The sequence below is a fragment of the Enterobacter sp. WI-ESBL-E8 genome, from assembly GCF_053364895.1.
Genome location: NZ_JBRWXJ010000001.1, coordinates 952,312 through 975,585, shown reverse-complemented (window position 1 = coordinate 975,585; position 23,274 = coordinate 952,312). Strand labels below are relative to the sequence as shown.

General features: G+C 53.0%; 20 protein-coding genes, 4 tRNA genes and 3 rRNA genes. 10 read left to right on the top strand and 17 right to left on the bottom strand.

Translation table 11 applies throughout. The annotated features are described in order from the left end of the window. Positions 1-14: 14 nt before the first annotated feature. Together ACWHWP_RS04640 and dnaQ are read right to left on the bottom strand one after the other, a co-directional pair. A tRNA-Asp gene (locus ACWHWP_RS04640) sits at positions 15-91 on the bottom strand. A gap of 132 nt (positions 92-223) precedes the next feature. Further along, entirely contained in the window at positions 224-955 is a 732-nt protein-coding gene (dnaQ, locus tag ACWHWP_RS04635) for a DNA polymerase III subunit epsilon (RefSeq protein ID WP_074170259.1), read from the bottom strand. 64 nt (positions 956-1,019) lie between these two features. Between dnaQ and rnhA the strand changes: the two genes are divergently transcribed. Beyond that, positions 1,020-1,487 (top strand): ribonuclease HI, encoded by a 468-nt coding sequence (rnhA, locus tag ACWHWP_RS04630; RefSeq protein WP_023310485.1) that lies wholly within the window; start codon positions 1,020-1,022, stop codon positions 1,485-1,487. Here rnhA and ACWHWP_RS04625 read toward each other — a convergent pair. Then, positions 1,484-2,203, bottom strand: coding sequence for a class I SAM-dependent methyltransferase (locus ACWHWP_RS04625; protein WP_059310522.1), 720 nt, complete (start codon positions 2,201-2,203; stop codon positions 1,484-1,486). The two genes, rnhA and ACWHWP_RS04625, sit on opposite strands and share 4 nt — an antisense overlap. A 32-nt stretch (positions 2,204-2,235) precedes the next feature. Here ACWHWP_RS04625 and gloB point away from each other — a divergent pair, with 32 nt between their 5' ends. Further along, complete coding sequence (gene gloB, locus ACWHWP_RS04620; RefSeq protein WP_063955155.1) at positions 2,236-2,994, top strand: hydroxyacylglutathione hydrolase; 759 nt, start codon at positions 2,236-2,238, stop codon at positions 2,992-2,994. 68 nt (positions 2,995-3,062) lie between these two features. Then, a complete protein-coding gene (gene mltD, locus ACWHWP_RS04615) occupies positions 3,063-4,427 on the top strand; it encodes a murein transglycosylase D (protein ID WP_059310452.1) in 1,365 nt (454 codons plus the stop codon). A 52-nt stretch (positions 4,428-4,479) separates the two neighbouring features. On the opposite strand, the gene ACWHWP_RS04610 is transcribed toward mltD, so the two are convergent. From ACWHWP_RS04610 to ACWHWP_RS04600, 3 genes are all read right to left on the bottom strand, one after another. Continuing rightward, on the bottom strand, positions 4,480-5,253 hold the full coding sequence (locus ACWHWP_RS04610) for a class I SAM-dependent methyltransferase (protein ID WP_447855140.1): 774 nt from the start codon (positions 5,251-5,253) through the stop codon (positions 4,480-4,482). A 75-nt stretch (positions 5,254-5,328) separates the two neighbouring features. Next, on the bottom strand, positions 5,329-6,129 hold the full coding sequence (locus tag ACWHWP_RS04605) for an endonuclease/exonuclease/phosphatase family protein (protein ID WP_047347395.1): 801 nt from the start codon (positions 6,127-6,129) through the stop codon (positions 5,329-5,331). Positions 6,130-6,265: 136 nt separating this feature from the next. Then, the gene (locus ACWHWP_RS04600) at positions 6,266-7,441 is read right to left on the bottom strand and encodes an MFS transporter (RefSeq protein WP_447855139.1); all 1,176 of its coding nucleotides are present in this window, start codon (positions 7,439-7,441) and stop codon (positions 6,266-6,268) included. A 104-nt stretch (positions 7,442-7,545) separates the two neighbouring features. On the opposite strand from ACWHWP_RS04600, the gene yafC reads away from it, so the two are divergent. After that, entirely contained in the window at positions 7,546-8,451 is a 906-nt protein-coding gene (gene yafC / locus ACWHWP_RS04595) for a DNA-binding transcriptional regulator YafC (protein WP_059310450.1), read from the top strand. Positions 8,452-8,479: 28 nt separating this feature from the next. Here the strand turns inward: yafC and dkgB are convergent, their stop codons facing one another. The 8 genes from dkgB to gmhB form a co-directional block, all read right to left on the bottom strand. Then, positions 8,480-9,283 carry a 2,5-didehydrogluconate reductase DkgB gene (gene dkgB, locus ACWHWP_RS04590; protein ID WP_063955153.1) on the bottom strand — a complete coding sequence of 268 codons (804 nt, stop codon included), beginning with the start codon at positions 9,281-9,283 and terminating at the stop codon, positions 8,480-8,482. Positions 9,284-9,445: 162 nt separating this feature from the next. Further along, positions 9,446-9,522 (bottom strand) — tRNA-Asp (locus tag ACWHWP_RS04585). Positions 9,523-9,578: 56 nt separating this feature from the next. Further along, positions 9,579-9,694, bottom strand: a 5S ribosomal RNA gene (rrf, locus tag ACWHWP_RS04580). Between the two features lie 69 nt (positions 9,695-9,763). After that, positions 9,764-12,668: ribosomal RNA gene (locus tag ACWHWP_RS04575) — 23S ribosomal RNA — on the bottom strand. A 181-nt stretch (positions 12,669-12,849) separates the two neighbouring features. After that, positions 12,850-12,925, bottom strand: a tRNA-Ala gene (locus tag ACWHWP_RS04570). A gap of 43 nt (positions 12,926-12,968) precedes the next feature. Then, positions 12,969-13,045: transfer RNA gene (locus tag ACWHWP_RS04565), tRNA-Ile, on the bottom strand. A gap of 69 nt (positions 13,046-13,114) precedes the next feature. Next, positions 13,115-14,654 (bottom strand): 16S ribosomal RNA (locus ACWHWP_RS04560). The 16S, 23S and 5S rRNA genes sit together here with 3 tRNA genes alongside, the layout of an rRNA operon. A 371-nt stretch (positions 14,655-15,025) precedes the next feature. Beyond that, a complete protein-coding gene (gene gmhB / locus ACWHWP_RS04555; protein ID WP_059311915.1) occupies positions 15,026-15,592 on the bottom strand; it encodes a D-glycero-beta-D-manno-heptose 1,7-bisphosphate 7-phosphatase in 567 nt (188 codons plus the stop codon). Between the two features lie 188 nt (positions 15,593-15,780). On the opposite strand from gmhB, the gene metN reads away from it, so the two are divergent. The 6 genes from metN to proS all read left to right on the top strand — a co-directional run bounded on the left by metN (position 15,781) and on the right by proS (position 21,360). Continuing rightward, the gene (metN, locus tag ACWHWP_RS04550) at positions 15,781-16,812 is read left to right on the top strand and encodes a methionine ABC transporter ATP-binding protein MetN (protein ID WP_023334590.1); all 1,032 of its coding nucleotides are present in this window, start codon (positions 15,781-15,783) and stop codon (positions 16,810-16,812) included. Continuing rightward, complete coding sequence (locus ACWHWP_RS04545; RefSeq protein WP_003856130.1) at positions 16,805-17,458, top strand: methionine ABC transporter permease MetI; 654 nt, start codon at positions 16,805-16,807, stop codon at positions 17,456-17,458. The genes metN and ACWHWP_RS04545 overlap by 8 nt, the downstream gene beginning before the upstream one ends. Positions 17,459-17,498: 40 nt before the next feature. Next, positions 17,499-18,314 carry a methionine ABC transporter substrate-binding lipoprotein MetQ gene (gene metQ / locus ACWHWP_RS04540; protein ID WP_063957503.1) on the top strand — a complete coding sequence of 272 codons (816 nt, stop codon included), beginning with the start codon at positions 17,499-17,501 and terminating at the stop codon, positions 18,312-18,314. Between the two features lie 106 nt (positions 18,315-18,420). Then, the gene (rcsF, locus tag ACWHWP_RS04535; RefSeq protein WP_059311916.1) at positions 18,421-18,825 is read left to right on the top strand and encodes an Rcs stress response system protein RcsF; all 405 of its coding nucleotides are present in this window, start codon (positions 18,421-18,423) and stop codon (positions 18,823-18,825) included. Beyond that, entirely contained in the window at positions 18,822-19,529 is a 708-nt protein-coding gene (tsaA, locus tag ACWHWP_RS04530) for a tRNA (N6-threonylcarbamoyladenosine(37)-N6)-methyltransferase TrmO (protein WP_447855137.1), read from the top strand. The genes rcsF and tsaA overlap by 4 nt, the downstream gene beginning before the upstream one ends. Positions 19,530-19,641: 112 nt before the next feature. Continuing rightward, positions 19,642-21,360, top strand: coding sequence for a proline--tRNA ligase (gene proS, locus ACWHWP_RS04525; RefSeq protein ID WP_047346428.1), 1,719 nt, complete (start codon positions 19,642-19,644; stop codon positions 21,358-21,360). 47 nt (positions 21,361-21,407) lie between these two features. On the opposite strand, the gene nlpE is transcribed toward proS, so the two are convergent. From nlpE to ACWHWP_RS04510, 3 genes are read right to left on the bottom strand one after another with little or no spacing between them, the layout of a single operon-like run. Then, positions 21,408-22,106, bottom strand: a complete 699-nt coding sequence (gene nlpE, locus ACWHWP_RS04520; RefSeq protein ID WP_447855134.1) for an envelope stress response activation lipoprotein NlpE — start codon at positions 22,104-22,106, stop codon at positions 21,408-21,410. 34 nt (positions 22,107-22,140) lie between these two features. Beyond that, complete coding sequence (gene arfB, locus ACWHWP_RS04515; RefSeq protein ID WP_032649720.1) at positions 22,141-22,563, bottom strand: alternative ribosome rescue aminoacyl-tRNA hydrolase ArfB; 423 nt, start codon at positions 22,561-22,563, stop codon at positions 22,141-22,143. After that, the gene (locus ACWHWP_RS04510) at positions 22,560-23,105 is read right to left on the bottom strand and encodes a YaeQ family protein (RefSeq protein WP_059311919.1); all 546 of its coding nucleotides are present in this window, start codon (positions 23,103-23,105) and stop codon (positions 22,560-22,562) included. Before ACWHWP_RS04510 ends, arfB begins: the two co-directional genes overlap by 4 nt. Positions 23,106-23,274 lie beyond the last annotated feature (169 nt).

Here is a 23,274-nt window from a genome sequence, read left to right as displayed (position 1 = left end):
GGCCTTCTGAATAGTGGCGGAACGGACGGGACTCGAACCCGCGACCCCCTGCGTGACAGGCAGGTATTCTAACCGACTGAACTACCGCTCCACTGTTCCCGTTTGGGGAACGAGGCGCATATTACGGTGTGCCTCCGATCTCGTCAACGCTTTTTCTCACGTTTTGAATCGTTTGCTGCAAAAATCGCCCAACCGATGATTTTACAGACATTCCGGCGTTTTTTCAGGCGCGCCACATACAGCTTCCGCCCTTCTTCTGCACCAGATCAAGCCGGGATTCGTGGTTGAGAAGCTCTTCATCACTGGCTGAAACTACCCGCAACCGGCTTGCCTGACGGACAATGCGCTGAATACCCGCTTCGCCCTGCGTCTGCTGGGATTCATTTTCCATGCTGAACTTCATTGACGTCTGGCCGCCGGTCATCGTCAGATAAACATCGGCCAGGATCTGGGCATCGAGTAATGCCCCGTGCAGCGTTCGCTTGGTGTTGTCTATCTCGTAACGCGAACAGAGGGCATCAAGGCTGTTACGCTTGCCGGGGAACATTTTCCTCGCCAGCGCCAGGCTGTCCGTCACCTTACAGAAGGTGTTTGTCTTCGGGATATCGCGATTAAGCTTACTGAATTCATAATCCATAAAGCCGATATCGAACGAGGCGTTATGGATGACAAGCTCGGCGCCCTTGATGTATTCCAGGAACTCGTCAGCGACATCCGCAAACGTCGGTTTATCCAGCAAGAACTCATCGGCAATACCGTGAACGCCGAACGCTTCTGGATCTACCAGCCGATCGGGTTTGAGGTAGACGTGGAAGTTGTTCCCCGTAAGACGACGGTTCACCACTTCAACGGCGCCGATCTCGATGATCTTATGCCCTTCGTAGTGTGCGCCGATCTGGTTCATACCGGTGGTTTCGGTATCGAGGACAATCTGGCGAGTAATTGCAGTGCTCATAGCGGTCATTTATGTCAGACTTATCGTTTAACTGAACGTTTCGAATACAGGAAGTCTACCAGAGATGCGTAAACAGGTAGAAATTTTCACCGATGGATCTTGTCTCGGTAACCCGGGCCCCGGCGGCTACGGTGCGATTATGCGCTATCGCCAGCACGAAAAAACCTTTAGCGAAGGCTATTTTCTGACCACCAACAACCGGATGGAGTTGATGGCGGCCATTGTGGCGCTGGAGGCGTTAAAAGAACATTGTGACGTGGTGTTAAGCACCGACAGCCAGTACGTGCGCCAGGGAATCACCCAGTGGATCCACAACTGGAAAAAACGCGGCTGGAAGACCGCCGACAAGAAGCCTGTCAAGAATGTCGACCTCTGGAAACGTCTTGATGCTGCGCTGGGACAACACCAGATTAAGTGGGAATGGGTAAAAGGCCACGCTGGCCATCCGGAAAACGAACGCTGCGATGAACTGGCGCGCGCTGCGGCATCCAATCCCGCTCATGAGGATGCGGGCTATCAGCCCGACGCCTAATCGGTTTTTTTGTATTGCCGCGTGGCACCCACGGTCTGGCGGATGGGCGTTTTCGACTTGCTCTGTTTCATCGGATTAAGCGTAAGGGGAATGGTTCGCTTACGCGCGACGATAAACTGCAAACAGCCCAATGCGGGCAGATGGGTGCTCAGCACGACGCCCCCCTTCCGCGACCAGGGCAGCACCTGAAAACCCCCGTAGCAGAGCACTTCAAAGTTCAGGAGTGAAAGCCAGTCGAGCTGGCGCATCATGGTGAACATCCGGCTGTTGTAGGGCGGAGTCCGACGCAGCACTGGTACCAGCTTACGCAGGCCCATCAGGCTGAGCGGATTGAATCCGCTCAGTACCAGCCAGCCGTCATCAATCAGCACGCGATCGGCTTCGCGAAGCAGACGGTGCGGGTCGCTGCACCAGGGTAACGTGTGTGCGAGCAAACACGCGTCAACGGACTTTTCCGCAAACGGCAGATGTAAAGGGTCTGCTTTCACCTGTACCGGCGATCCGCCGAGAGAGACATTGACCTGATGCGAGATAGCGCAGCTTTCGGTATTGATTTCCGCGCTGAGATTGCCAATCTTAAGCAGGTGAAAGCCATACATTTTCGCGAGCCAGGGCTTTAGCTGTTGTTCTAACGCCTCGCGATAGTATTCACCCCAGGGCAATTCCGCCCAACGTTCCGGTGCTGCGACAGTCTGAGGTATCCTTGCCGGTTTCATCAACACACCCGCCACGCTATAAGAGGTAATGTATGAATCTTATCAGTATTCCTGCTTTTGAGGACAATTACATCTGGGTTTTGGTTGACGACGATCGTCGATGCGTCATTGTTGACCCCGGAGAATCCACCCCCGTTTTGCATGCCATCAAGGAAAATGGCTGGAAGCCTGAAGCCATTCTGTTGACCCACCATCATCACGATCATACTGGCGGTGTGCCCGATCTGCGCGCCCACTTTCCGCATCTTGTGGTTTATGGACCGGCAGAGACACAAGATAAGGGAACAACACAAGTAGTCGAAGAAGGCGAAAATATCCTCATACGCGAGTGGGAGTTTTCCGTATTTGCTACACCGGGTCACACTTTAGGACATCTGTGTTTCTACAGTAAACCTTATCTTTTTTGCGGCGACACGCTGTTCTCAGGGGGCTGCGGAAGATTGTTTGAAGGCACGCCTGAGCAAATGTACCAGTCTTTACAGAAGATTAATGCGCTGCCCGATGAGACGCTCATTTGTTGCGCCCATGAGTACACATTAGGGAATATGAAGTTTTCCGTGAGCCTCTTACCGGAGGATCGGGCGATTCAGGATTATTATCACAAAGTGAAGGAGTTACGTGCAAAAAACCAAAAAACACTCCCCGTAATTCTGAAAAATGAGCGCCAAATTAATTTATTTTTACGAACAGATCATATTGATTTAATTAACAAAATTAACCAAGAAACAAATTTGCAACAACCAGAACAGCGATTTGCATGGTTAAGGTCAAAGAAAGATAACTTCAGATAATTGCGGGTTGCCTTTTCAAAATTTCGCCGTTATCATCGCTCGTCTTTTAAGCAACTATTGACACACACATGAAGGCAAAAGCGATATTACTCGCCTCTGTCCTGCTTGTAGGTTGCCAGTCGCAGAACGGCAGCAACGTACAACAGCACGCACAGAGCCTTTCTGCAGCTGGTCAAGGGGAAGCAGGGAAGTTTACAAGTCAGGCGCGATGGTTGGACGATGGGACATCTTTCGCGCAGGAACAAGACTTGTGGGCCTCTATTGGCGACGAGCTAAAGATGGGAATTCCGGAAAATACCCGGATTCGCGAACAGAAACAGAAGTATTTAAGAAATAAGAGCTATCTCCACGATGTAACGTTACGGGCAGAGCCGTATATGTACTGGATAGCCGGGCAAGTTAAGAAACGTAACATGCCTATGGAGCTGGTACTCCTACCCATAGTGGAGAGCGCTTTTGACCCACACGCGACGTCTGGCGCCAATGCCGCAGGCATTTGGCAGATCATTCCGAGCACCGGGCGAAACTATGGTCTGAAACAGACCCGCAACTATGATGCGCGTCGCGATGTTGTCGCTTCAACGACAGCCGCTCTCGACATGATGCAACGTCTGAATAAGATGTTTGACGGCGACTGGCTGTTAACGGTCGCAGCGTACAATAGTGGCGAAGGTCGTGTACTGAAGGCAATGAAAGCGAATAAAGCACGGGGTAAATCCACCGATTTTTGGTCGCTCTCACTGCCACAGGAAACAAAGATTTACGTACCGAAAATGCTGGCATTGAGCGATATTCTCAAGAACAGCAAGCGTTACGGTGTACAACTGCCAACACCAGACGAAAGTCGTGCACTGGCGCGCGTTCGCCTCAGCAGTCCGGTTGATATTCAACAGGTCGCTGATATGACGGGTATGTCGGTAAGTAAATTGAAAACCTTTAATGCTGGCGTTAAAGGCTCAACTCTGGGGGCAAGTGGTCCGCAGTATGTAATGGTTCCGCAGAAACATGCCGAGCAGTTACGTGAGTCTTTGGCTTCTGGTGAAATCGCCGCCGTTCAGTCAACGCTGATCGCGGATGCATCATCAGTCAACAGCCGCAGCTATAAGGTTCGTTCAGGTGACACGCTTTCTGGCATTGCAACACGTCTTGGCGTGACGGCAAAAGATCTGCAGCAGTGGAATAATCTGCGCAGTTCAGGCCTGAAAGTTGGTCAAACGCTGACGGTGGGTGCAGGTAGCAGCGCACAGCGTCTCGCCAGCAACAGCGATAGCATTACCTATCGCGTGCGCAAGGGCGATTCACTGTCCAGTATCGCAAAACGACACGGCGTGAACATCAAAGATGTGATGCGCTGGAACAATGATACTGACAATCTGAAACCAGGCGACCAGCTGACGCTGTTTGTGAAGAACAACGCTACGCCAGACTCCTGATAACACGATCGAAAGATAAAAAGGCACCGATTCCCCTCGGTGCCTTTTTTGTTTATCCCGCTTTTTGCGCTTCAGCCATGATGGTATCGCTGGTAAAAGAGCCATCGTCCTGCAGTTCAAAGTACGCCTTCACCTCTGCAGACGCACTCTCCTGATACAGCCTGATTGCCTGGCTCAATGCTTCCGGGGTGCGCATACGCGCGATCCACGAGCTGAACTCCAGCGGTAAGCGGTCGGTAATCAACGCGCGCGCAATCAGCCCCGCGTCAGTGATAAATGAAAACCACTCACCGCTGGAGTAGTTTTGCACATGCGAGGTGTCGCGCAGCGCTTCCACCGTCTGCAGCCAGATATTGCGCACCGGATGCCCGGGCGACATCACATCCATCATGATGAAGATGCCACCCGGCTTCAGGACGCGTTTGACCTCACGTAATGCCTGGCCGACATCATGCCAGTGGTGCGCGGAATAACGGCTGATCGCCACCTCAAACGACGCGTCATCAAAAGGTAAGGATTCGGCATAGCCCTGGCGCGTATTAATGTTGTCCAGCCCTTTCGCTTTCGCCGCTTCAGCAACTACCTCCAGCATCTGGCTGGATAAATCATACGCGGTAACCTGCGCCACCTGCTGCGCAGCCGTAAAGCTGGCATGCCCGGCTCCACAGCCTAAATCCAGCACGTGCGCCTGCGGGAATGCCGCCAGGCGTTCACCGAGACGGACCAGGTCGCGGCCTGAAGCGTGTACGGCGCTGCTCAGATAGGCATTTGCCTGAGAACCAAACTGTTTTTCTACGTTGTCATGATGAGAGTGTGTTGTTGTCATCGTACTGTCCTTTGTGAGTTTAAAATAAAGGGCAGTACCCGCGCAGGCCTGCCCCACGGCAGACCTGACACACCATTATTTATCAGGTTTGCCGGGACTGAATTCAACTAGTAGAGGATTGTGATCAGAGGCGCGCGTCACCAGAACAGAAGCGTCGTGCACGCTCAAACCACGATAGAAGACAAAATCGAGAGGACGACCAAAGGCTTTTTTGCGCTGGTCATCGTTAAAACGAACTTCACGCAGGGACATTTCGCGCGCAAAGCGGTACAGCGCATTCATGCGCGGACGGCTCCAGGCATTGAAATCGCCGGCCATAATGATGGGCCCGCTGTGATGCGCAATCTGATCGCCAATGGGAAGTAATTGCTTACTATACACATCCACACCCAGGCTGAAATTTACCGCGTGGATATTCACGACCATCAGCATCCGGGTATCCGGCAGCGGGTAGACCGTCACCAGCGCCGATTTCGCCAGGCGCAGGATAGGCTCGCGTTCGCGCAGCGGACAGCAATAGACGGGATGTGCTGCCGAAAGCGTCATCACGCCTGAAGGATGTTGAGGCAGAACAAATGCAGGCACCTGGTCGGCGGCAAGGTAGTTGGTGGTCGCAAACCGCACCAGTTCAGGAGTGGTTTGCGCCTCCTGGAGCAGAACCAGGTGGGCATCTTTTCCAAAGTTCTTGAGTACCGATAACCACTCTGCACGCTGCTGCTTAAAGATATTCCACACCAGCACGCGAATTTTTTCATCGCTGCTTAACGGAGTGCCGGCGGGTAATGCCTGGCTTATGCTCGCAAACGACCCCGGAGGCAAGATCCTCTCCGCGGGCATTCCGGCAACATAACGCATGGCATAGGTATTTTTTCGCACTTTTGGAAACAGCCTCTGTAACATGAACCAGCCCGGAAAACGGACTGGTTCTAATGTTATAGGGACTTTAGGTCACACTTTCAACGCAATTTCTGAGAAACCGCTTTCCAGTTTTGTAAGCAAGCGCTTACTGATGTTATCCCAGCGCTACGCGAGCAGGTTTATCCAGTCGTCCACTCAGGCCAATCAGCAGGAAGGCCACCAGGACAATCACCGCACCAATCCACGGTGTCTGGGTTAATCCAACATGCGCTACGGTTTGCCCGCCTATGATGGAACCCAGCGCGATGCCAATATTAAATGCGGCAATGTTCAGACCCGATGCCACATCCACCGCATTTGGCGTATAGAGCTCGGCTTTCTGGACAACATAAACCTGAAGTCCGGGAACATTACCAAAGGCAAAGATCCCCATGACCAGTACCGTGGCCAGCGCGGCGTAGTGCATCGAAGCCGTGAACTGGAAAATCATCAGCAGAACAACCAGGGCGGCGAAGATGAACTTCAGCGCCGGTACCGCACCGTGCTTATCAGCAAGCTTGCCGCCCCAGATATTGCCAATGGCAACGGAAATACCATATCCCAGCAAAATCCAGCTCACGGCGTTGGGTGAGAAACCTGCCAGGTCCTGCATCATCGGTGCCAGGAAAGTGAAGGCGGTGAATACCCCACCATAGCCCAGGGCCGTAACCGCGTAGATGATCAGCAAACGCGGATGCGTGAGCACCTTCAGCTGATCGCGCAGGCTGGCGCTCGCCCGGCCAGGAATATTTGACGGTACCAGCAGCAGGCTGGTCACCAGGGCGATGACACCCAGTAAGGAGACGGCCAGGAAAGTTTCACGCCAGCCGAAGTGCTGTCCGATAAACGTGCCCAACGGTACGCCCGTGACAAGTGCAACGGTCAACCCACCAAACATGATCGCAATGGCTGAAGCCGCTTTCTCTTTGGGTACCAGGCTGGTTGCAATGGTGGAGCCAATCGAGAAGAACACACCGTGTGCAAGGCCGGTCAACAGACGGGCAATCACCAGAGTGGTGTAGTCCGGCGCCTTCCAGGCCAGAATGTTGCCGGCAGTGAACAGCACCATCAGCGCGACTAACAGCTGCTTACGTGGGAAGCGCCCGGTCAGCGCCGTCAGGACCGGGGCACCAACGGCGACGCCCAGGGCGTAGATAGATACCAGCAGCCCAGCTGAGGGCAGCGAGATCGCAAGCTGGTTAGCAATGGTAGGAACCAGTCCTACGATAACAAATTCGGTCGTGCCAATTGCAAAGGCACTGATCGTCAGGGCAAGTAGCGCCAGTGGCATAAAATACTCCGTATCATCAGGATTAAGATGACAGGCAGTATGCGCCAGTGCTTAAATAACAAAAATGGTCAAAATATCAATTGAATTTTGCAGGTGGTGCAACAATGAAAGCAACGTCTGAAGAGCTGACAATCTTTGTCGCCGTCGTCGAAAGCGGCAGTTTTAGCCGGGCCGCCGAACAGCTGGGGCAGGCCAACTCCGCCATTAGCCGCTCGGTAAAAAAACTGGAGATGAAGCTGGGGGTAAGTCTGCTCAACCGAACGACGCGGCAGCTGAGCCTGACGGAAGAAGGAGAGCGTTATTTCCGCCGCGTGCAGTCGGTACTGCAGGAGATGGCCGCAGCGGAGACGGAGATTATGGAGACCCGCAGCACCCCGCGTGGGTTGCTGCGCATTGATGCGGCCACGCCGGTTGTGCTTCACTTTCTGATGCCGTTGATCAAGCCTTTCCGCGAACGTTATCCGGAGATGACGCTCTCTCTGGTCTCCTCAGAGACGTTTATCAACCTCATCGAGCGAAAAGTGGATGTGGCCATCCGCGCGGGAACCCTGACAGACTCAAGCCTGCGTGCCCGCCCTCTGTTTGCCAGCTACCGCAAAATTATCGCATCACCAGACTATATTGCCGAACATGGCAAACCGGAGACGGTTGAAGAATTGAAGCAGCACCTGTGCCTGGGCTTTACGGAGCCTGTGTCGCTGAACACCTGGCCTGTCGCCTGTCATGATGGCCAGCTGCATGAAATTACTTGCGGGTTATCGTCGAACAGCGGGGAAACGCTAAAACAGCTGTGCCTCACCGGGAATGGCATCGCCTGTTTGTCGGATTACATGATTGATAAAGAAATTGCGCGCGGTGAGCTCGTGGAGATAATGGCCGATAAGCGTCTACCGGTAGAGATGCCTTTTAGCGCAGTGTATTACAGTGACAGAGCGGTAAGCACGCGCATCAGGGCCTTTATTGACTTCCTGAGCGAGCATATAAAAACAGCTCCCGAAGGAGCTGTGTGAGGGTTTAGAGTACAGAGGGGGGTTAATATCAATCCCAGTCAGGCGCTAAGCCTTCCGGGCTAACCAGACGATCGTTGCACTCCAGGGCTGCGATCGCTTTTTTATCGTCAGCATCCAGCTGAAGATCCGTTGCTAACAGGTTGCTGGCCAGGTTTTCACGTTTAGTGGAAGATGGGATCACGGCATAACCTTCACCCATCGCCCATGCCAGAATGACCTGCGCGGCAGTCGCATTGTGTTTCTCAGCGATACGCGTAATCACTTCATCTTTCAGCGCTTTACCATAGGCCAGCGTCATGTATGAGGTGATGTGGATACCGTGCTGTTTTGCCCAATCCACGACTTTGCGGTTCTGCAGGTAAGGAGACAGTTCAATCTGGTTGGTCGCAATATTTTCTGCACCTACAGCGGCAATGGCTTTTTCCATCAGCGGAATGGTGAAGTTGGAGATACCAATTTCACGGGTCAAGCCCTGAGCTTTTGCTTCCAGAAGGGCCTGCATGAATTCTTCCACAGAAACGGCATCGTTCGGTGATGGCCAGTGAATCAGCGTCAGATCCACATAGTCGGTGCGCAATTTCTTCAGGCTCTCTTTCAGGCTCGGGATCAGCTTGTCTTTGCTGAGGTTTTCAATCCAGATCTTTGTAGTGATGAACAGCTCATTACGCGGCACACCGCTCTCTTGGAGAGCTTGTCCAACGGCAGCTTCATTTTCATAGATCTGTGCCGTATCAACTGCGCGATAGCCCAGTTCAAGTGCGGTTTTAACCGATGCGATCACAACGTCGTCTTTCAGGCGGAATGTGCCCAGACCAAATGCAGGGAGAGTCATATAATCCTCGTTATTCATAATGTTTGTTAACTGAGGAGAATTATCGCTGCAGCGGTTATGAAGAAAAAGATCGTAAAACGCAGAGGATTTTTGCTGATTTAGCAATAATGAGGCAACAGATAAGAAAAAAGCCCTGAGCGTTAACTCAGGGCTTTTAATAAGTGGCGGAACGGACGGGACTCGAACCCGCGACCCCCTGCGTGACAGGCAGGTATTCTAACCGACTGAACTACCGCTCCACCGAAGACTGCTTGTAACCACCGGATTTATGCACCGGCTTACTACTTAATTTGATGCCTGGCAGTTCCCTACTCTCACATGGGGAGACCCCACACTACCATCGGCGCTACGGCGTTTCACTTCTGAGTTCGGCATGGGGTCAGGTGGGACCACCGCGCTAAAGCCGCCAGGCAAATTCTGTTAAATCTGTATCAGGCTGAAAATATCGTGTCTCATCCGCCAAAACACCTTCGGCGTTGTAAGGTTAAGCCTCACGGTTCATTAGTATCGGTTAGCTCAACGCATCGCTGCGCTTACACACCCGACCTATCAACGTCGTAGTCTTCAACGTTCCTTCAGGACTCTCAAGGAGTCAGGGAGAACTCATCTCGGGGCAAGTTTCGTGCTTAGATGCTTTCAGCACTTATCTTTTCCGCATTTAGCTACCGGGCAGTGCCATTGGCATGACAACCCGAACACCAGTGATGCGTCCACTCCGGTCCTCTCGTACTAGGAGCAGCCCCCCTCAATTCTCCAGCGCCCACGGCAGATAGGGACCGAACTGTCTCACGACGTTCTAAACCCAGCTCGCGTACCACTTTAAATGGCGAACAGCCATACCCTTGGGACCTACTTCAGCCCCAGGATGTGATGAGCCGACATCGAGGTGCCAAACACCGCCGTCGATATGAACTCTTGGGCGGTATCAGCCTGTTATCCCCGGAGTACCTTTTATCCGTTGAGCGATGGCCCTTCCATTCAGAACCACCGGATCACTATGACCTGCTTTCGCACCTGCTCGAGCCGTCACTCTCGCAGTCAAGCTAGCTTATGCCATTGCACTAACCTCCTGATGTCCGACCAGGATTAGCTAACCTTCGTGCTCCTCCGTTACTCTTTGGGAGGAGACCGCCCCAGTCAAACTACCCACCAGACACTGTCCGCAACCCGGATCACGGGTCTACGTTAGAACACCAGCCATTAAAGGGTGGTATTTCAAGGGCGGCTCCACGCAGACTGGCGTCCACGCTTCAAAGCCTCCCACCTATCCTACACATCAAGGACCAGTGTTCAGTGTCAAGCTATAGTAAAGGTTCACGGGGTCTTTCCGTCTTGCCGCGGGTACACTGCATCTTCACAGCGAGTTCAATTTCACTGAGTCTCGGGTGGAGACAGCCTGGCCATCATTACGCCATTCGTGCAGGTCGGAACTTACCCGACAAGGAATTTCGCTACCTTAGGACCGTTATAGTTACGGCCGCCGTTTACCGGGGCTTCGATCAAGAGCTTCGCGTTGCCGCTAACCCCATCAATTAACCTTCCGGCACCGGGCAGGCGTCACACCGTATACGTCCACTTTCGTGTTTGCACAGTGCTGTGTTTTTAATAAACAGTTGCAGCCAGCTGGTATCTTCGACTGATTTCAGCTCCACCCGCAGGGGCTTCACCTACATATCAGCGTGCCTTCTCCCGAAGTTACGGCACCATTTTGCCTAGTTCCTTCACCCGAGTTCTCTCAAGCGCCTTGGTATTCTCTACCTGACCACCTGTGTCGGTTTGGGGTACGATTTGATGTTACCTGATGCTTAGAGGCTTTTCCTGGAAGCAGGGCATTTGTTACTTCAGCACCGTAGTGCCTCGTCATCACACCTCAGCGTTAAAAAGGTACCGGATTTACCTGGAACCTCCGCCTACATGCTTAAACCGGGACAACCGTCGCCCGGCTAACATAGCCTTCTCCGTCCCCCCTTCGCAGTAACACCAAGTACAGGAATATTAACCTGTTTCCCATCGACTACGCCTTTCGGCCTCGCCTTAGGGGTCGACTCACCCTGCCCCGATTAACGTTGGACAGGAACCCTTGGTCTTCCGGCGAGCGGGCTTTTCACCCGCTTTATCGTTACTTATGTCAGCATTCGCACTTCTGATACCTCCAGCATGCCTCACAGCACACCTTCAACGGCTTACAGAACGCTCCCCTACCCAACAACACATAGTGTCGCTGCCGCAGCTTCGGTGCATGGTTTAGCCCCGTTACATCTTCCGCGCAGGCCGACTCGACCAGTGAGCTATTACGCTTTCTTTAAATGATGGCTGCTTCTAAGCCAACATCCTGGCTGTCTGTGCCTTCCCACATCGTTTCCCACTTAACCATGACTTTGGGACCTTAGCTGGCGGTCTGGGTTGTTTCCCTCTTCACGACGGACGTTAGCACCCGCCGTGTGTCTCCCGTGATAACATTCTTCGGTATTCGTAGTTTGCATCGGGTTGGTAAGCCGGGATGGCCCCCTAGCCGAAACAGTGCTCTACCCCCGAAGATGAGTTCACGAGGCGCTACCTAAATAGCTTTCGGGGAGAACCAGCTATCTCCCGGTTTGATTGGCCTTTCACCCCCAGCCACAAGTCATCCGCTAATTTTTCAACATTAGTCGGTTCGGTCCTCCAGTTAGTGTTACCCAACCTTCAACCTGCCCATGGCTAGATCACCGGGTTTCGGGTCTATACCCTGCAACTTAACGCCCAGTTAAGACTCGGTTTCCCTTCGGCTCCCCTATACGGTTAACCTTGCTACAGAATATAAGTCGCTGACCCATTATACAAAAGGTACGCAGTCACACCACGAAGGTGCTCCCACTGCTTGTACGTACACGGTTTCAGGTTCTTTTTCACTCCCCTCGCCGGGGTTCTTTTCGCCTTTCCCTCACGGTACTGGTTCACTATCGGTCAGTCAGGAGTATTTAGCCTTGGAGGATGGTCCCCCCATATTCAGACAGGATACCACGTGTCCCGCCCTACTCTTCGAGTTCACAGCCTGTGTGCTTTCGTGTACGGGGCTGTCACCCTGTATCGCCGGACTTTCCAGACCGTTCCACTAACACACAAGCTGATTCAGACTCTGGGCTGCTCCCCGTTCGCTCGCCGCTACTGGGGGAATCTCGGTTGATTTCTTTTCCTCGGGGTACTTAGATGTTTCAGTTCCCCCGGTTCGCCTCGTTAACCTATGTATTCAGTTAACGATAGTGCAACGAATTGCACTGGGTTTCCCCATTCGGACATCGCCGGGTCAAAGGTTCATATCACCTCGCCGGCGCTTTTCGCAGATTAGCACGTCCTTCATCGCCTCTGACTGCCAGGGCATCCACCGTGTACGCTTAGTCGCTTAACCTCACAACCCGAAGATGTTTCTTTCGATTCATCATCAAATTGCGAAAATTTGAGAGACTCGAACACACCATTAAAGATGTGTCGTTTCAATTTTCAGCTTGATCCAGATTTTTAAAGAGCAAAACTTCGCAGTGCACCTTTTCAGGTTCACTCTGAAGTTTTCTTGTGTTCGCAGTAAAAGATGGTGGAGCTATGCGGGATCGAACCGCAGACCTCCTGCGTGCAAAGCAGGCGCTCTCCCAGCTGAGCTATAGCCCCATCGTTTTGCAATCTCTGTACCGCTCATCCTTTAAAAGGAGTTTGGTAGGCCTGAGTGGACTTGAACCACCGACCTCACCCTTATCAGGGGTGCGCTCTAACCACCTGAGCTACAAGCCTGCAGAGATTTTTACTGCTGTTTTTCATCAGACAATCTGTGTGAGCACTACAAAGGCAGGTTCTTTAAGGTAAGGAGGTGATCCAACCGCAGGTTCCCCTACGGTTACCTTGTTACGACTTCACCCCAGTCATGAATCACAAAGTGGTAAGCGCCCTCCCGAAGGTTAAGCTACCTACTTCTTTTGCAACCCACTCCCATGGTGTGACGGGCGGTGTGTACAAGGCCCGGGAACGTATTCACCGTAGCATTCTGATCTACGATTACTAGCGATTCCGACTTCATGGAGTCGAGTTGCAGACTCCAATCCGGACTACGACGCACTTTATGAGGTCCGCTTGCTCTCGCGAGGTCGCTTCTCTTTGTATGCGCCATTGTAGCACGTGTGTAGCCCTACTCGTAAGGGCCATGATGACTTGACGTCATCCCCACCTTCCTCCAGTTTATCACTGGCAGTCTCCTTTGAGTTCCCGGCCGGACCGCTGGCAACAAAGGATAAGGGTTGCGCTCGTTGCGGGACTTAACCCAACATTTCACAACACGAGCTGACGACAGCCATGCAGCACCTGTCTCAGAGTTCCCGAAGGCACCAATCCATCTCTGGAAAGTTCTCTGGATGTCAAGAGTAGGTAAGGTTCTTCGCGTTGCATCGAATTAAACCACATGCTCCACCGCTTGTGCGGGCCCCCGTCAATTCATTTGAGTTTTAACCTTGCGGCCGTACTCCCCAGGCGGTCGACTTAACGCGTTAGCTCCGGAAGCCACGCCTCAAGGGCACAACCTCCAAGTCGACATCGTTTACGGCGTGGACTACCAGGGTATCTAATCCTGTTTGCTCCCCACGCTTTCGCACCTGAGCGTCAGTCTTTGTCCAGGGGGCCGCCTTCGCCACCGGTATTCCTCCAGATCTCTACGCATTTCACCGCTACACCTGGAATTCTACCCCCCTCTACAAGACTCTAGCCTGCCAGTTTCGAATGCAGTTCCCAGGTTGAGCCCGGGGATTTCACATCCGACTTGACAGACCGCCTGCGTGCGCTTTACGCCCAGTAATTCCGATTAACGCTTGCACCCTCCGTATTACCGCGGCTGCTGGCACGGAGTTAGCCGGTGCTTCTTCTGCGGGTAACGTCAATCGACAAGGTTATTAACCTTATCGCCTTCCTCCCCGCTGAAAGTACTTTACAACCCGAAGGCCTTCTTCATACACGCGGCATGGCTGCATCAGGCTTGCGCCCATTGTGCAATATTCCCCACTGCTGCCTCCCGTAGGAGTCTGGACCGTGTCTCAGTTCCAGTGTGGCTGGTCATCCTCTCAGACCAGCTAGGGATCGTCGCCTAGGTGAGCCGTTACCCCACCTACTAGCTAATCCCATCTGGGCACATCTGATGGCAAGAGGCCCGAAGGTCCCCCTCTTTGGTCTTGCGACGTTATGCGGTATTAGCTACCGTTTCCAGTAGTTATCCCCCTCCATCAGGCAGTTTCCCAGACATTACTCACCCGTCCGCCGCTCGTCACCCAGGAGCAAGCTCCCTGTGTTACCGCTCGACTTGCATGTGTTAGGCCTGCCGCCAGCGTTCAATCTGAGCCATGATCAAACTCTTCAATTTAAGTTTGATGCTCGTGAATTAAACTTCGTAATGAATTACGTATGTTCACTCAGAGACTTGGTATTCATTTATTGTCCGAAGACATTAAGAATCCATGTCACTTTGAGTGCCCACACAGATTGTCTGATAAATTGTTAAAGAGCAGTTGCAACGCGGCTTTCAGCTCACCGTTGCGAGGTGGCGTATATTACGCCTTCCTCTTTCAGAGTCAACCCGTTATTTCAGGATTTTTTCTCTTCAACCGAACAGCTTGTTATGTGAAGTGATTCACATCCGCCGTGTCGATGGAGGCGCATTATAGGGAGCCGCTGAGGAATGACAAGCGGAAAAATGCATTTTTATTTCAACCGCTCACCTTTTCGCCAAAAAGGCTATTTTTGGTGCTTTTTAATCTCTTTTGGCAGTTCGGCCAGACTATTAATCACCCAATCCGCTGCATTTTCTGCTTCCGGCGTCACTGGCTTGCCGGTACGAACTAATATTTTAGTTCCTACACCCGCTGCCGCTGCTGCCTGCATATCTTCCAGTTTATCGCCCACCATATAAGAGGCAGCCATATCAATATGCAGGAACTCCTGCGCTGAGATGAACATCCCCGGATGCGGCTTACGGCAATCACAGGTCTGACGATACTCTTCTACTGTTCCCTGTGGGTGGTGCGGACAATAATAGATACCATCGAGATCCACACCGCGGTCGGCCAGCGACCAGTCCATCCATTCCGTCAGCGTTTCGAACTGCGCTTCGGTGAATTTACCGCGTGCAATACCGGACTGGTTCGTCACAACCACCAGCGCATACCCCATCTCTTTCAGCTGGCGCATGGCATCTATTGCGCCTTCGATAAACTCGAACTCATCAATCTCATGGACATAACCGTGATCCACATTAATAGTGCCGTCACGATCGAGAAAAATTGCGGGTACTGATTTTGCCACCGGTTTGCTCCTGAAAAAGGCATGTTCGACTAGTATCTCATGAATCGCAGCGCAATAAAGTGCTCATCGTACAGAGTTGGATTGATTTAGACGTCTGGATGCCTTAACATCCGTTTTGTTTACGGTCATCACCCGTATCTGGCAGAAGAAAATGCCACGGCTAACTTACATACGATAAAAATAATCTAATGATTAAACTTTCCAATATCACCAAAGTGTTCCAGCAGGGGAACCGAACCATTCAGGCGCTGAACAACGTCAGCCTGCATGTACCTGCTGGTCAAATTTATGGCGTCATTGGCGCATCGGGTGCAGGTAAAAGCACGCTGATCCGTTGTGTTAACCTGCTTGAGCGCCCAACCCAGGGCAGCGTAGAAGTTGGCGGACAAGAACTTACCGCCCTTTCAGAGAAAGAACTCACCAAAGCGCGTCGTCAGATTGGCATGATCTTCCAGCACTTTAACCTGCTGGCATCCCGCACCGTGTTCGGCAACGTTGCCCTGCCGCTTGAGCTGGATAACACGCCGAAAGAAGAAGTGAAGCGTCGCGTTACCGAACTGCTCGACCTGGTTGGTCTGGGCGACAAGCATGATAGCTACCCGGCAAATCTGTCCGGTGGGCAAAAACAGCGTGTGGCCATTGCCCGCGCGCTGGCAAGCAATCCTAAGGTACTGCTGTGCGATGAAGCCACCAGCGCGTTAGACCCGGCCACCACGCGTTCTATTCTGGAACTGCTGAAAGACATTAACCGTCGTCTGGGCCTGACGATCCTCCTTATTACGCACGAGATGGATGTGGTGAAACGCATCTGCGACTGCGTGGCGGTCATCAGCAACGGTGAACTGATTGAGCAGGACACGGTAAGTGAAGTGTTCTCGCATCCGAAAACCCCACTGGCGCAGCAGTTCATTCAGTCCACGCTGCATCTGGACATTCCGGAAGATTATCTGGAACGTCTGAAAACCGAACCAACGGCAGACAGCGTCCCGATGCTGCGCATGGAGTTTACCGGTCAGTCCGTTGATGCTCCCCTGCTTTCCGAGACCGCGCGCCGCTTTAACGTAAACAACAACATCATCAGCGCGCAGATGGATTACGCCGGCGGCGTGAAGTTCGGCATCATGCTGACGGAAATGCACGGCACACAAGAAGAAACCCAGGCAGCCATTGCCTGGCTGCAAGAACATCACGTAAAAGTAGAGGTACTGGGTTATGTCTGAGCCGATGATGTGGCTGCTGGTTCGCGGCGTTTGGGAAACGCTGGCAATGACCTTTGTCTCTGGTTTCTTTGGTTTTGTGATTGGCCTGCCGGTCGGCGTCTTGCTGTACGTGACGCGTCCGGGTCAAATCATTGAGAACGCGAAGCTGTACCGTACGCTTTCTGCGCTGGTGAATATCTTCCGTTCTATCCCGTTCATTATTCTGCTGGTGTGGATGATTCCTTTTACCCGCGTCATCGTCGGAACGTCAATTGGACTGCAGGCGGCTATCGTTCCGCTGACCGTAGGCGCCGCGCCGTTTATCGCCCGTATGGTGGAAAATGCCCTGCTGGAAATCCCGACAGGTCTGATTGAAGCCTCCCGCGCAATGGGCGCAACGCCGATGCAGATCGTGCGTAAAGTTCTGCTGCCTGAAGCACTGCCGGGCCTTGTGAACGCGGCAACCATTACGCTTATCACCCTGGTGGGATATTCCGCGATGGGCGGTGCCGTTGGTGCCGGCGGTTTAGGTCAGATTGGTTACCAGTACGGCTATATTGGATATAACGCTACCGTGATGAATACCGTTCTGGTATTGCTGGTTGTTCTGGTTTACTTAATCCAGTTCTCTGGCGATCGCATCGTCCGGGCTGTTACTCACAAATAACGTTACACACAACACAAACTCTACGAGTTAAGGATAAAACATGGCGTTTAAATTAAAGACCTTTGCAGCAGTAGGCGCGCTGATCGGCTCTCTGGCACTGGTGGGTTGCGGTCAGGACGAAAAAGATCCAAACCACATTAAAGTGGGCGTTATCGTGGGTGCAGAACAACAGGTTGCTGAAGTCGCTCAGAAAGTGGCAAAAGAGAAGTATGGCCTGGACGTTGAGCTGGTGACCTTCAACGATTACGTTCTGCCGAACGAAGCACTGAGCAAAGGCGATATCGACGCTAACGCTTTCCAGCATAAACCTTACCTGGATCAGCAGATCAAAGATCGCGGCTATAAGCTGGTTGGCGTGGGTAACACCTTCGTTTATCCGATTGCCGGTTACTCTAAGAAAATTAAATCACTGGGCGAGCTGCAGCCGGGCTCTCAGGTTGCCGTGCCTAACGACCCAACCAACCTCGGTCGTTCCCTGCTGCTGCTGCAGAAAGTGGGTCTGATCAAACTGAAAGACGGTGTTGGCCTGCTGCCAACCGTTCTGGACGTCACCGAGAACCCGAAAAATCTGAAAATTGTTGAACTGGAAGCACCACAGCTACCGCGTTCCCTGGACGATGCACAGATTGCCCTGGCCGTTATCAACACCACTTACGCCAGCCAAATTGGCCTGACGCCAGCCAAAGATGGTATCTTCGTTGAAGATAAAGACTCCCCGTACGTTAACCTGATCGTGACTCGCGAAGACAACAAAGACGCGGAAAACGTGAAGAAATTCGTGCAGGCCTACCAGTCTGACGAAGTTTACCAGGAAGCCAACAAAGTGTTTAACGGCGGCGCTGTTAAAGGCTGGTAATCTCACCTCAGTGTAATATCATCAAGACGGGCTTATGCCCGTCTTGTCATTTGTGCAGTCAACTGATTCAATATCTGACGTTTTGATTATCCATTGAGGAAATATTATGCGTGCTTTACCGATCTGTCTTTTAGCACTCATGCTGAGCGGCTGTTCTATGCTAAGCAGATCTCCCGTTGAACCTGTTCAAAGCACGGCAACCCCGCCAAAAACAGAGCCTGCAAAACCGAAAGTGGTGCGCTCTGCGCCGGTTCGCATTATCACGAAAGCGGACGAACTCGTCGGCAAACCGTTCCGTGAACTGGGCGAAGTGAGTGGCGATTCCTGTCAGGCGACCAATCAGGACTCACCACCCAATATCCCGACAGCGCGTAAACGTATGCAGATTAATGCCGCAAAAATGAAAGCCAACGCGGTCCTGCTGCACAGCTGCGAAGTCACCAGCGGCACGCCAGGCTGCTACCGTCAGGCGGTTTGCATCGGTTCGGCGCTGAACATTACGGCGAAATGAGTGCATTTCAGTTCGAGCAGATAGGCGTTATCCACTCTCCTTATAAAGAGAAGTTCGCCGTACCTCGCCAGCCTGGTCTTGTCACCAGCGGCAGCGGTGAGCTTCACCTGATAGCGCCTTACAATCAGACCGATGCAGTACGCGGGCTCGAGGCTTTCAGCCATTTGTGGGTAGTGTTCGTGTTTCACCAGACGATGGAAGGCGGCTGGCGTCCTACCGTACGTCCTCCTCGTCTTGGCGGAAATGCCAGAATGGGCGTGTTTGCGACTCGCTCCACCTTCCGTCCAAACCCGATTGGAATGTCGCTGGTTGAGCTGAAAGGGATACGTTGCCAGAAAGATCGGGTGATACTGGAGTTAGGTAGCCTGGACCTGGTCGACGGCACGCCGGTTATCGACATCAAACCCTATTTGCCCTTCGCCGAAGCACTCCCGGACGCGCGCGCCAGTTACGCTCAGGACGCACCGCAGGCGGACATGCCTGTCTATTTTACGCCTGAGATTGCCTCGCAGCTCAGCCTGCTCGAGAAACGCTACCCTCGTTTGCGGAACTTCATCACCGAAGTTCTGGCGCAGGACCCCCGTCCGGCCTACCGTAAAGAAGAGGAAGCAGGAAAAACATACGCCGTCTGGCTGCTCGATTTTAACGTTCGCTGGCGCGTCACTGGGGCAGGTTTTGAAGTGTTTGCCCTTGAACCCAGGTAATTTTGTTCTCCTCTCTTTTGGCATCTTTGCCACACTGGTAAACTAAACCACTTTTTTTGTGTCAGGCTGGTGTTTCAGCCTGTTCCAATCGTCGAAATGGAACCGTAACAACATGCGTACTAGCCAATATTTGCTCTCCACTCTGAAGGAGACGCCTGCCGACGCCGAAGTGATCAGCCATCAGCTGATGCTGCGCGCCGGGATGATCCGCAAGCTGGCCTCCGGGTTATACACCTGGCTGCCGACCGGCGTGCGCGTCCTGAAAAAAGTCGAAAACATCGTGCGTGAAGAGATGAACAACGCCGGTGCTATCGAGGTGTCCATGCCTGTGGTCCAGCCCGCTGACCTGTGGCAGGAGAGTGGCCGCTGGGAGCAATATGGTCCTGAACTGCTACGCTTCGTCGATCGCGGCGAGCGTCCGTTCGTTCTCGGCCCAACGCATGAAGAAGTCATTACCGACCTGATTCGTAATGAGCTGAGTTCTTACAAACAGCTGCCGCTGAACTTCTTCCAGATCCAGACCAAGTTCCGTGACGAAGTGCGCCCGCGTTTCGGCGTCATGCGCTCTCGCGAATTCCTGATGAAAGATGCTTACTCTTTCCATACCTCTCAGGAATCCCTGCAAGAGACCTACGACAAAATGTACGAGGCATACAGCAAAATCTTCTCCCGCATGGGTCTGGATTTCCGTGCTGTGCAGGCTGATACCGGCTCCATCGGCGGTAGCGCGTCCCATGAATTCCAGGTGCTGGCACAGAGCGGCGAAGACGATGTGATCTTCTCTGACTCCTCTGACTACGCGGCTAACATCGAATTTGCAGAAGCGCTGGCGCCAAAAGAACCCCGCGGCGCGGCAACGCAAGAGATGACGCTGGTTGATACGCCAAACGCGAAAACCATCGCCGAGCTGGTTGAGCAGTTCAACCTGCCTGTCGAAAAAACCGTTAAAACGCTGCTAGTGAAATCTACCGAAGGTAGCGCTTACCCGCTGGTTGCCCTGCTGGTGCGTGGCGATCACGAGCTGAACGAAGTGAAAGCAGAAAAGCTGCCGCAGGTCGCCAGCCCGCTGACGTTCGCAACGGAAGCGGAAATCCGCGCCGTGGTAAATGCAGGCCCAGGCTCGCTGGGTCCGGTGAACATGCCGGTTCCTGTTGTCATTGACCGCACGGTTGCCGCAATGAGCGACTTCTCCGCCGGTGCAAACATCGACGGTAAACATTACTTCGGCATTAACTGGGATCGCGACGTAGCGACTCCTGAGGTGGCAGACATCCGTAACGTGGTCGCAGGCGATCCAAGCCCGGACGGCCAGGGTACCCTGATGATTAAGCGCGGTATCGAAGTGGGTCACATCTTCCAGCTGGGTGATAAATACTCTCGCGCGCTGAACGCCGCAGTTCAGGGTGAAGATGGCCGTAACCAAATCCTGACCATGGGTTGCTACGGTATCGGGGTGACGCGCGTGGTGGCTGCAGCAATTGAGCAAAACTACGACGAACGCGGCATCGTCTGGCCGGACAATATCGCGCCGTTCCAGGTTGCGATCCTGCCAATGAACATGCACAAGTCTTACCGCGTCCAGGAGCTGGCCGAGAAGCTGTATGCCGAGCTGCGCGCGCAGGGTATCGAAGTGCTGATGGACGATCGTAAAGAGCGTCCGGGCGTGATGTTTGCCGATATGGAACTGATCGGTATCCCACACACCGTCGTTATCGGCGACCGCAACCTCGATAGCGATGAGATTGAATACAAATACCGTCGCAGCGGCGAAAAACAGATGATCAAGACCGGCGACATTCTTGATTACCTGCTGAAAGCCATCAAAGGCTAAACAAAAAACCCCGCTCAGGCGGGGTTTTTTAATGGGTAATTGTCAGCTTATTTACTGTTACAGTCTTTGCCCGCAACGAATTTCGCGTCTTTATCTGCCACCAGCGTTTTCACCATCTCTCCGCTATCCGGGTTTGGCTCCAGCGTAAAGTGACCGTCAACCGTCAGCAATACCGGCTTGCTGTTATTGCCGCGCGCAACCGCGTAATCACGCTCCAGCTGCGCATTGTTTGCTACGCTGACTTTCCTGCCGGTTGCGCAGTCGGTAAAGATCGCCGCGTCGGCCATATAGAAATACATCCCCCGCATTGCCATTGGCGTGGCAGGTAGAGCCGCTTTTACCGGCGCAAGCGTGTAGTTGAACTGGGATTCAATCGGGTTGCCTTCGCGGTCAAGCATCTCCATCCCCTCGCCTTTGGCGCGGAAAAAGGTTTTCTCACCGGCGGTATCCGTCAGAACCAGCTTCTCAGCCGTACGCGCCCATGTCCCGTAAGTCGCAAATGACGAGGGCTCTTTAGCGCCCTGATAGCGCTGATTCATAACCCAAGTTCCGTCTTTTTGCAGGAACAGCGACGTTTCAATGCCTTCACAGTCTGCGCAAGGCAATACGCCGCGCCAGCTCTGCTGCATTGGCTTTAACTCTTCATTCTGCGCGGGCTGCATAACCTGCGTCTCAGAACGGTTGTTACACCCGAAAAGCGCAAACAGCGTACTCACTGCCAGCGCTGATAATAATGCTTTTTTCACAATGAATTCCTTATGAAAATTGTGTTCCCTTTCGTCACTCTGTCGGGCGACGAACTTTACCGCGTAGTGCTTTCACTGTGGATTTTTGGGCCTTCGAGGACAGCCGACGCTCTTTCGATGCGCGGGTTGGCCGCGTTGCCCGGCGGCTTTTTTGTACTGCCGTTAACTCTTTGATGACCGCCACCAGCCTGGCTATCGCCGCTTCCCGGTTTAACTCCTGGCTGCGGTATTCCTGAGCTTTGATCACAATCACGCCATCGCTGGTGATAAGGTGATGACTGGCGGCGAGCAGGCTTTCTTTATAATACTCTGGCAGGCTTGAGGCCCGAATGTCAAAACGCAAATGGATAGCCGTGGAAGCCTTGTTGACGTGCTGTCCGCCTGCCCCCTGAGCCCGAATGGCAGTGATCTCCAGCTCATTGTCAGGAATGCTGACGTTTCGGGACAAGACGATCATGACGCGGGCTGCCACGCCGTCAAATGAATTTCCAGATTATTCTGAGAATCAGAGAGCCAGATTGCGCCGTCCTGAATCGTCGCCTGCAACACCATGGTCCGGCCGGCAAATTCGCTCAGCTGCGCCAGCTGCTCATCATCCAGATACCAGACCGTGAGATTTTTAAACTGTCCGCACTTGCTCTTGCTTTGCTGCCACCAGATCTCCGCAGCGCGCTGATTATATGCGAATAAGGCCACTTCAGCGGACTGGGTGCAGGCCTTCTTAATCCTGCGCTCGTCCGGCAGACCGAGTTCAATCCACAAATCGATACCCAGATGATCGTTGCGCAGCCAGGCTTCAGGCTCGTCTTCTGCGCTTAACCCACGGGTAAACTGCAGACGCTCGTCGGCGTACTTTATCCACGCCAGCAGGCGCAGCATCATGCGCTCCTGGGTTTCAGAGGGGTGGCGTGCCAGAGTAAGCGACGCATCCAGGAACTGGTTGCGATCAAGATCGGCCACATTGACCACTGCTTTATAGATTGTCGCTTTCAGCGCCATGAGAGAACTCCATTCGAATCAGGCGCCCATTGTAGCGAAAACAACGGCAAAAGGCTGTTACGGGTGTTAAATACACCGCTATCAAGGCTCTGATATTGCTTAAATGAGTATGGTATAGTCACCTTGCTAAACCGAGTTTATCTTCGTAGGCTTAATGATATCTCACAGT

Excerpts from the sequence above, each read along its gene's own strand:
- ACWHWP_RS04545 (WP_003856130.1), top strand. The coding sequence starts at position 16,805 with ATGTCTGAGCCGATGATGTGGCTGCTGGTTCGCGGCGTTTGGGAAACG.
- yafC (WP_059310450.1), top strand. The coding sequence starts at position 7,546 with ATGAAAGCAACGTCTGAAGAGCTGACAATCTTTGTCGCCGTCGTCGAA.
- metN (WP_023334590.1), top strand. The coding sequence starts at position 15,781 with ATGATTAAACTTTCCAATATCACCAAAGTGTTCCAGCAGGGGAACCGA.
- ACWHWP_RS04510 (WP_059311919.1), bottom strand. The coding sequence starts at position 23,105 with ATGGCGCTGAAAGCGACAATCTATAAAGCAGTGGTCAATGTGGCCGAT.
- dkgB (WP_063955153.1), bottom strand. The coding sequence starts at position 9,283 with ATGACTCTCCCTGCATTTGGTCTGGGCACATTCCGCCTGAAAGACGAC.
- arfB (WP_032649720.1), bottom strand. The coding sequence starts at position 22,563 with ATGATCGTCTTGTCCCGAAACGTCAGCATTCCTGACAATGAGCTGGAG.
- tsaA (WP_447855137.1), top strand. The coding sequence starts at position 18,822 with ATGAGTGCATTTCAGTTCGAGCAGATAGGCGTTATCCACTCTCCTTAT.
- dnaQ (WP_074170259.1), bottom strand. The coding sequence starts at position 955 with ATGAGCACTGCAATTACTCGCCAGATTGTCCTCGATACCGAAACCACC.
- rnhA (WP_023310485.1), top strand. The coding sequence starts at position 1,020 with ATGCGTAAACAGGTAGAAATTTTCACCGATGGATCTTGTCTCGGTAAC.
- mltD (WP_059310452.1), top strand. The coding sequence starts at position 3,063 with ATGAAGGCAAAAGCGATATTACTCGCCTCTGTCCTGCTTGTAGGTTGC.
- gloB (WP_063955155.1), top strand. The coding sequence starts at position 2,236 with ATGAATCTTATCAGTATTCCTGCTTTTGAGGACAATTACATCTGGGTT.
- proS (WP_047346428.1), top strand. The coding sequence starts at position 19,642 with ATGCGTACTAGCCAATATTTGCTCTCCACTCTGAAGGAGACGCCTGCC.
- ACWHWP_RS04600 (WP_447855139.1), bottom strand. The coding sequence starts at position 7,441 with ATGCCACTGGCGCTACTTGCCCTGACGATCAGTGCCTTTGCAATTGGC.
- rcsF (WP_059311916.1), top strand. The coding sequence starts at position 18,421 with ATGCGTGCTTTACCGATCTGTCTTTTAGCACTCATGCTGAGCGGCTGT.
- metQ (WP_063957503.1), top strand. The coding sequence starts at position 17,499 with ATGGCGTTTAAATTAAAGACCTTTGCAGCAGTAGGCGCGCTGATCGGC.
- ACWHWP_RS04610 (WP_447855140.1), bottom strand. The coding sequence starts at position 5,253 with ATGACAACAACACACTCTCATCATGACAACGTAGAAAAACAGTTTGGT.
- ACWHWP_RS04625 (WP_059310522.1), bottom strand. The coding sequence starts at position 2,203 with ATGAAACCGGCAAGGATACCTCAGACTGTCGCAGCACCGGAACGTTGG.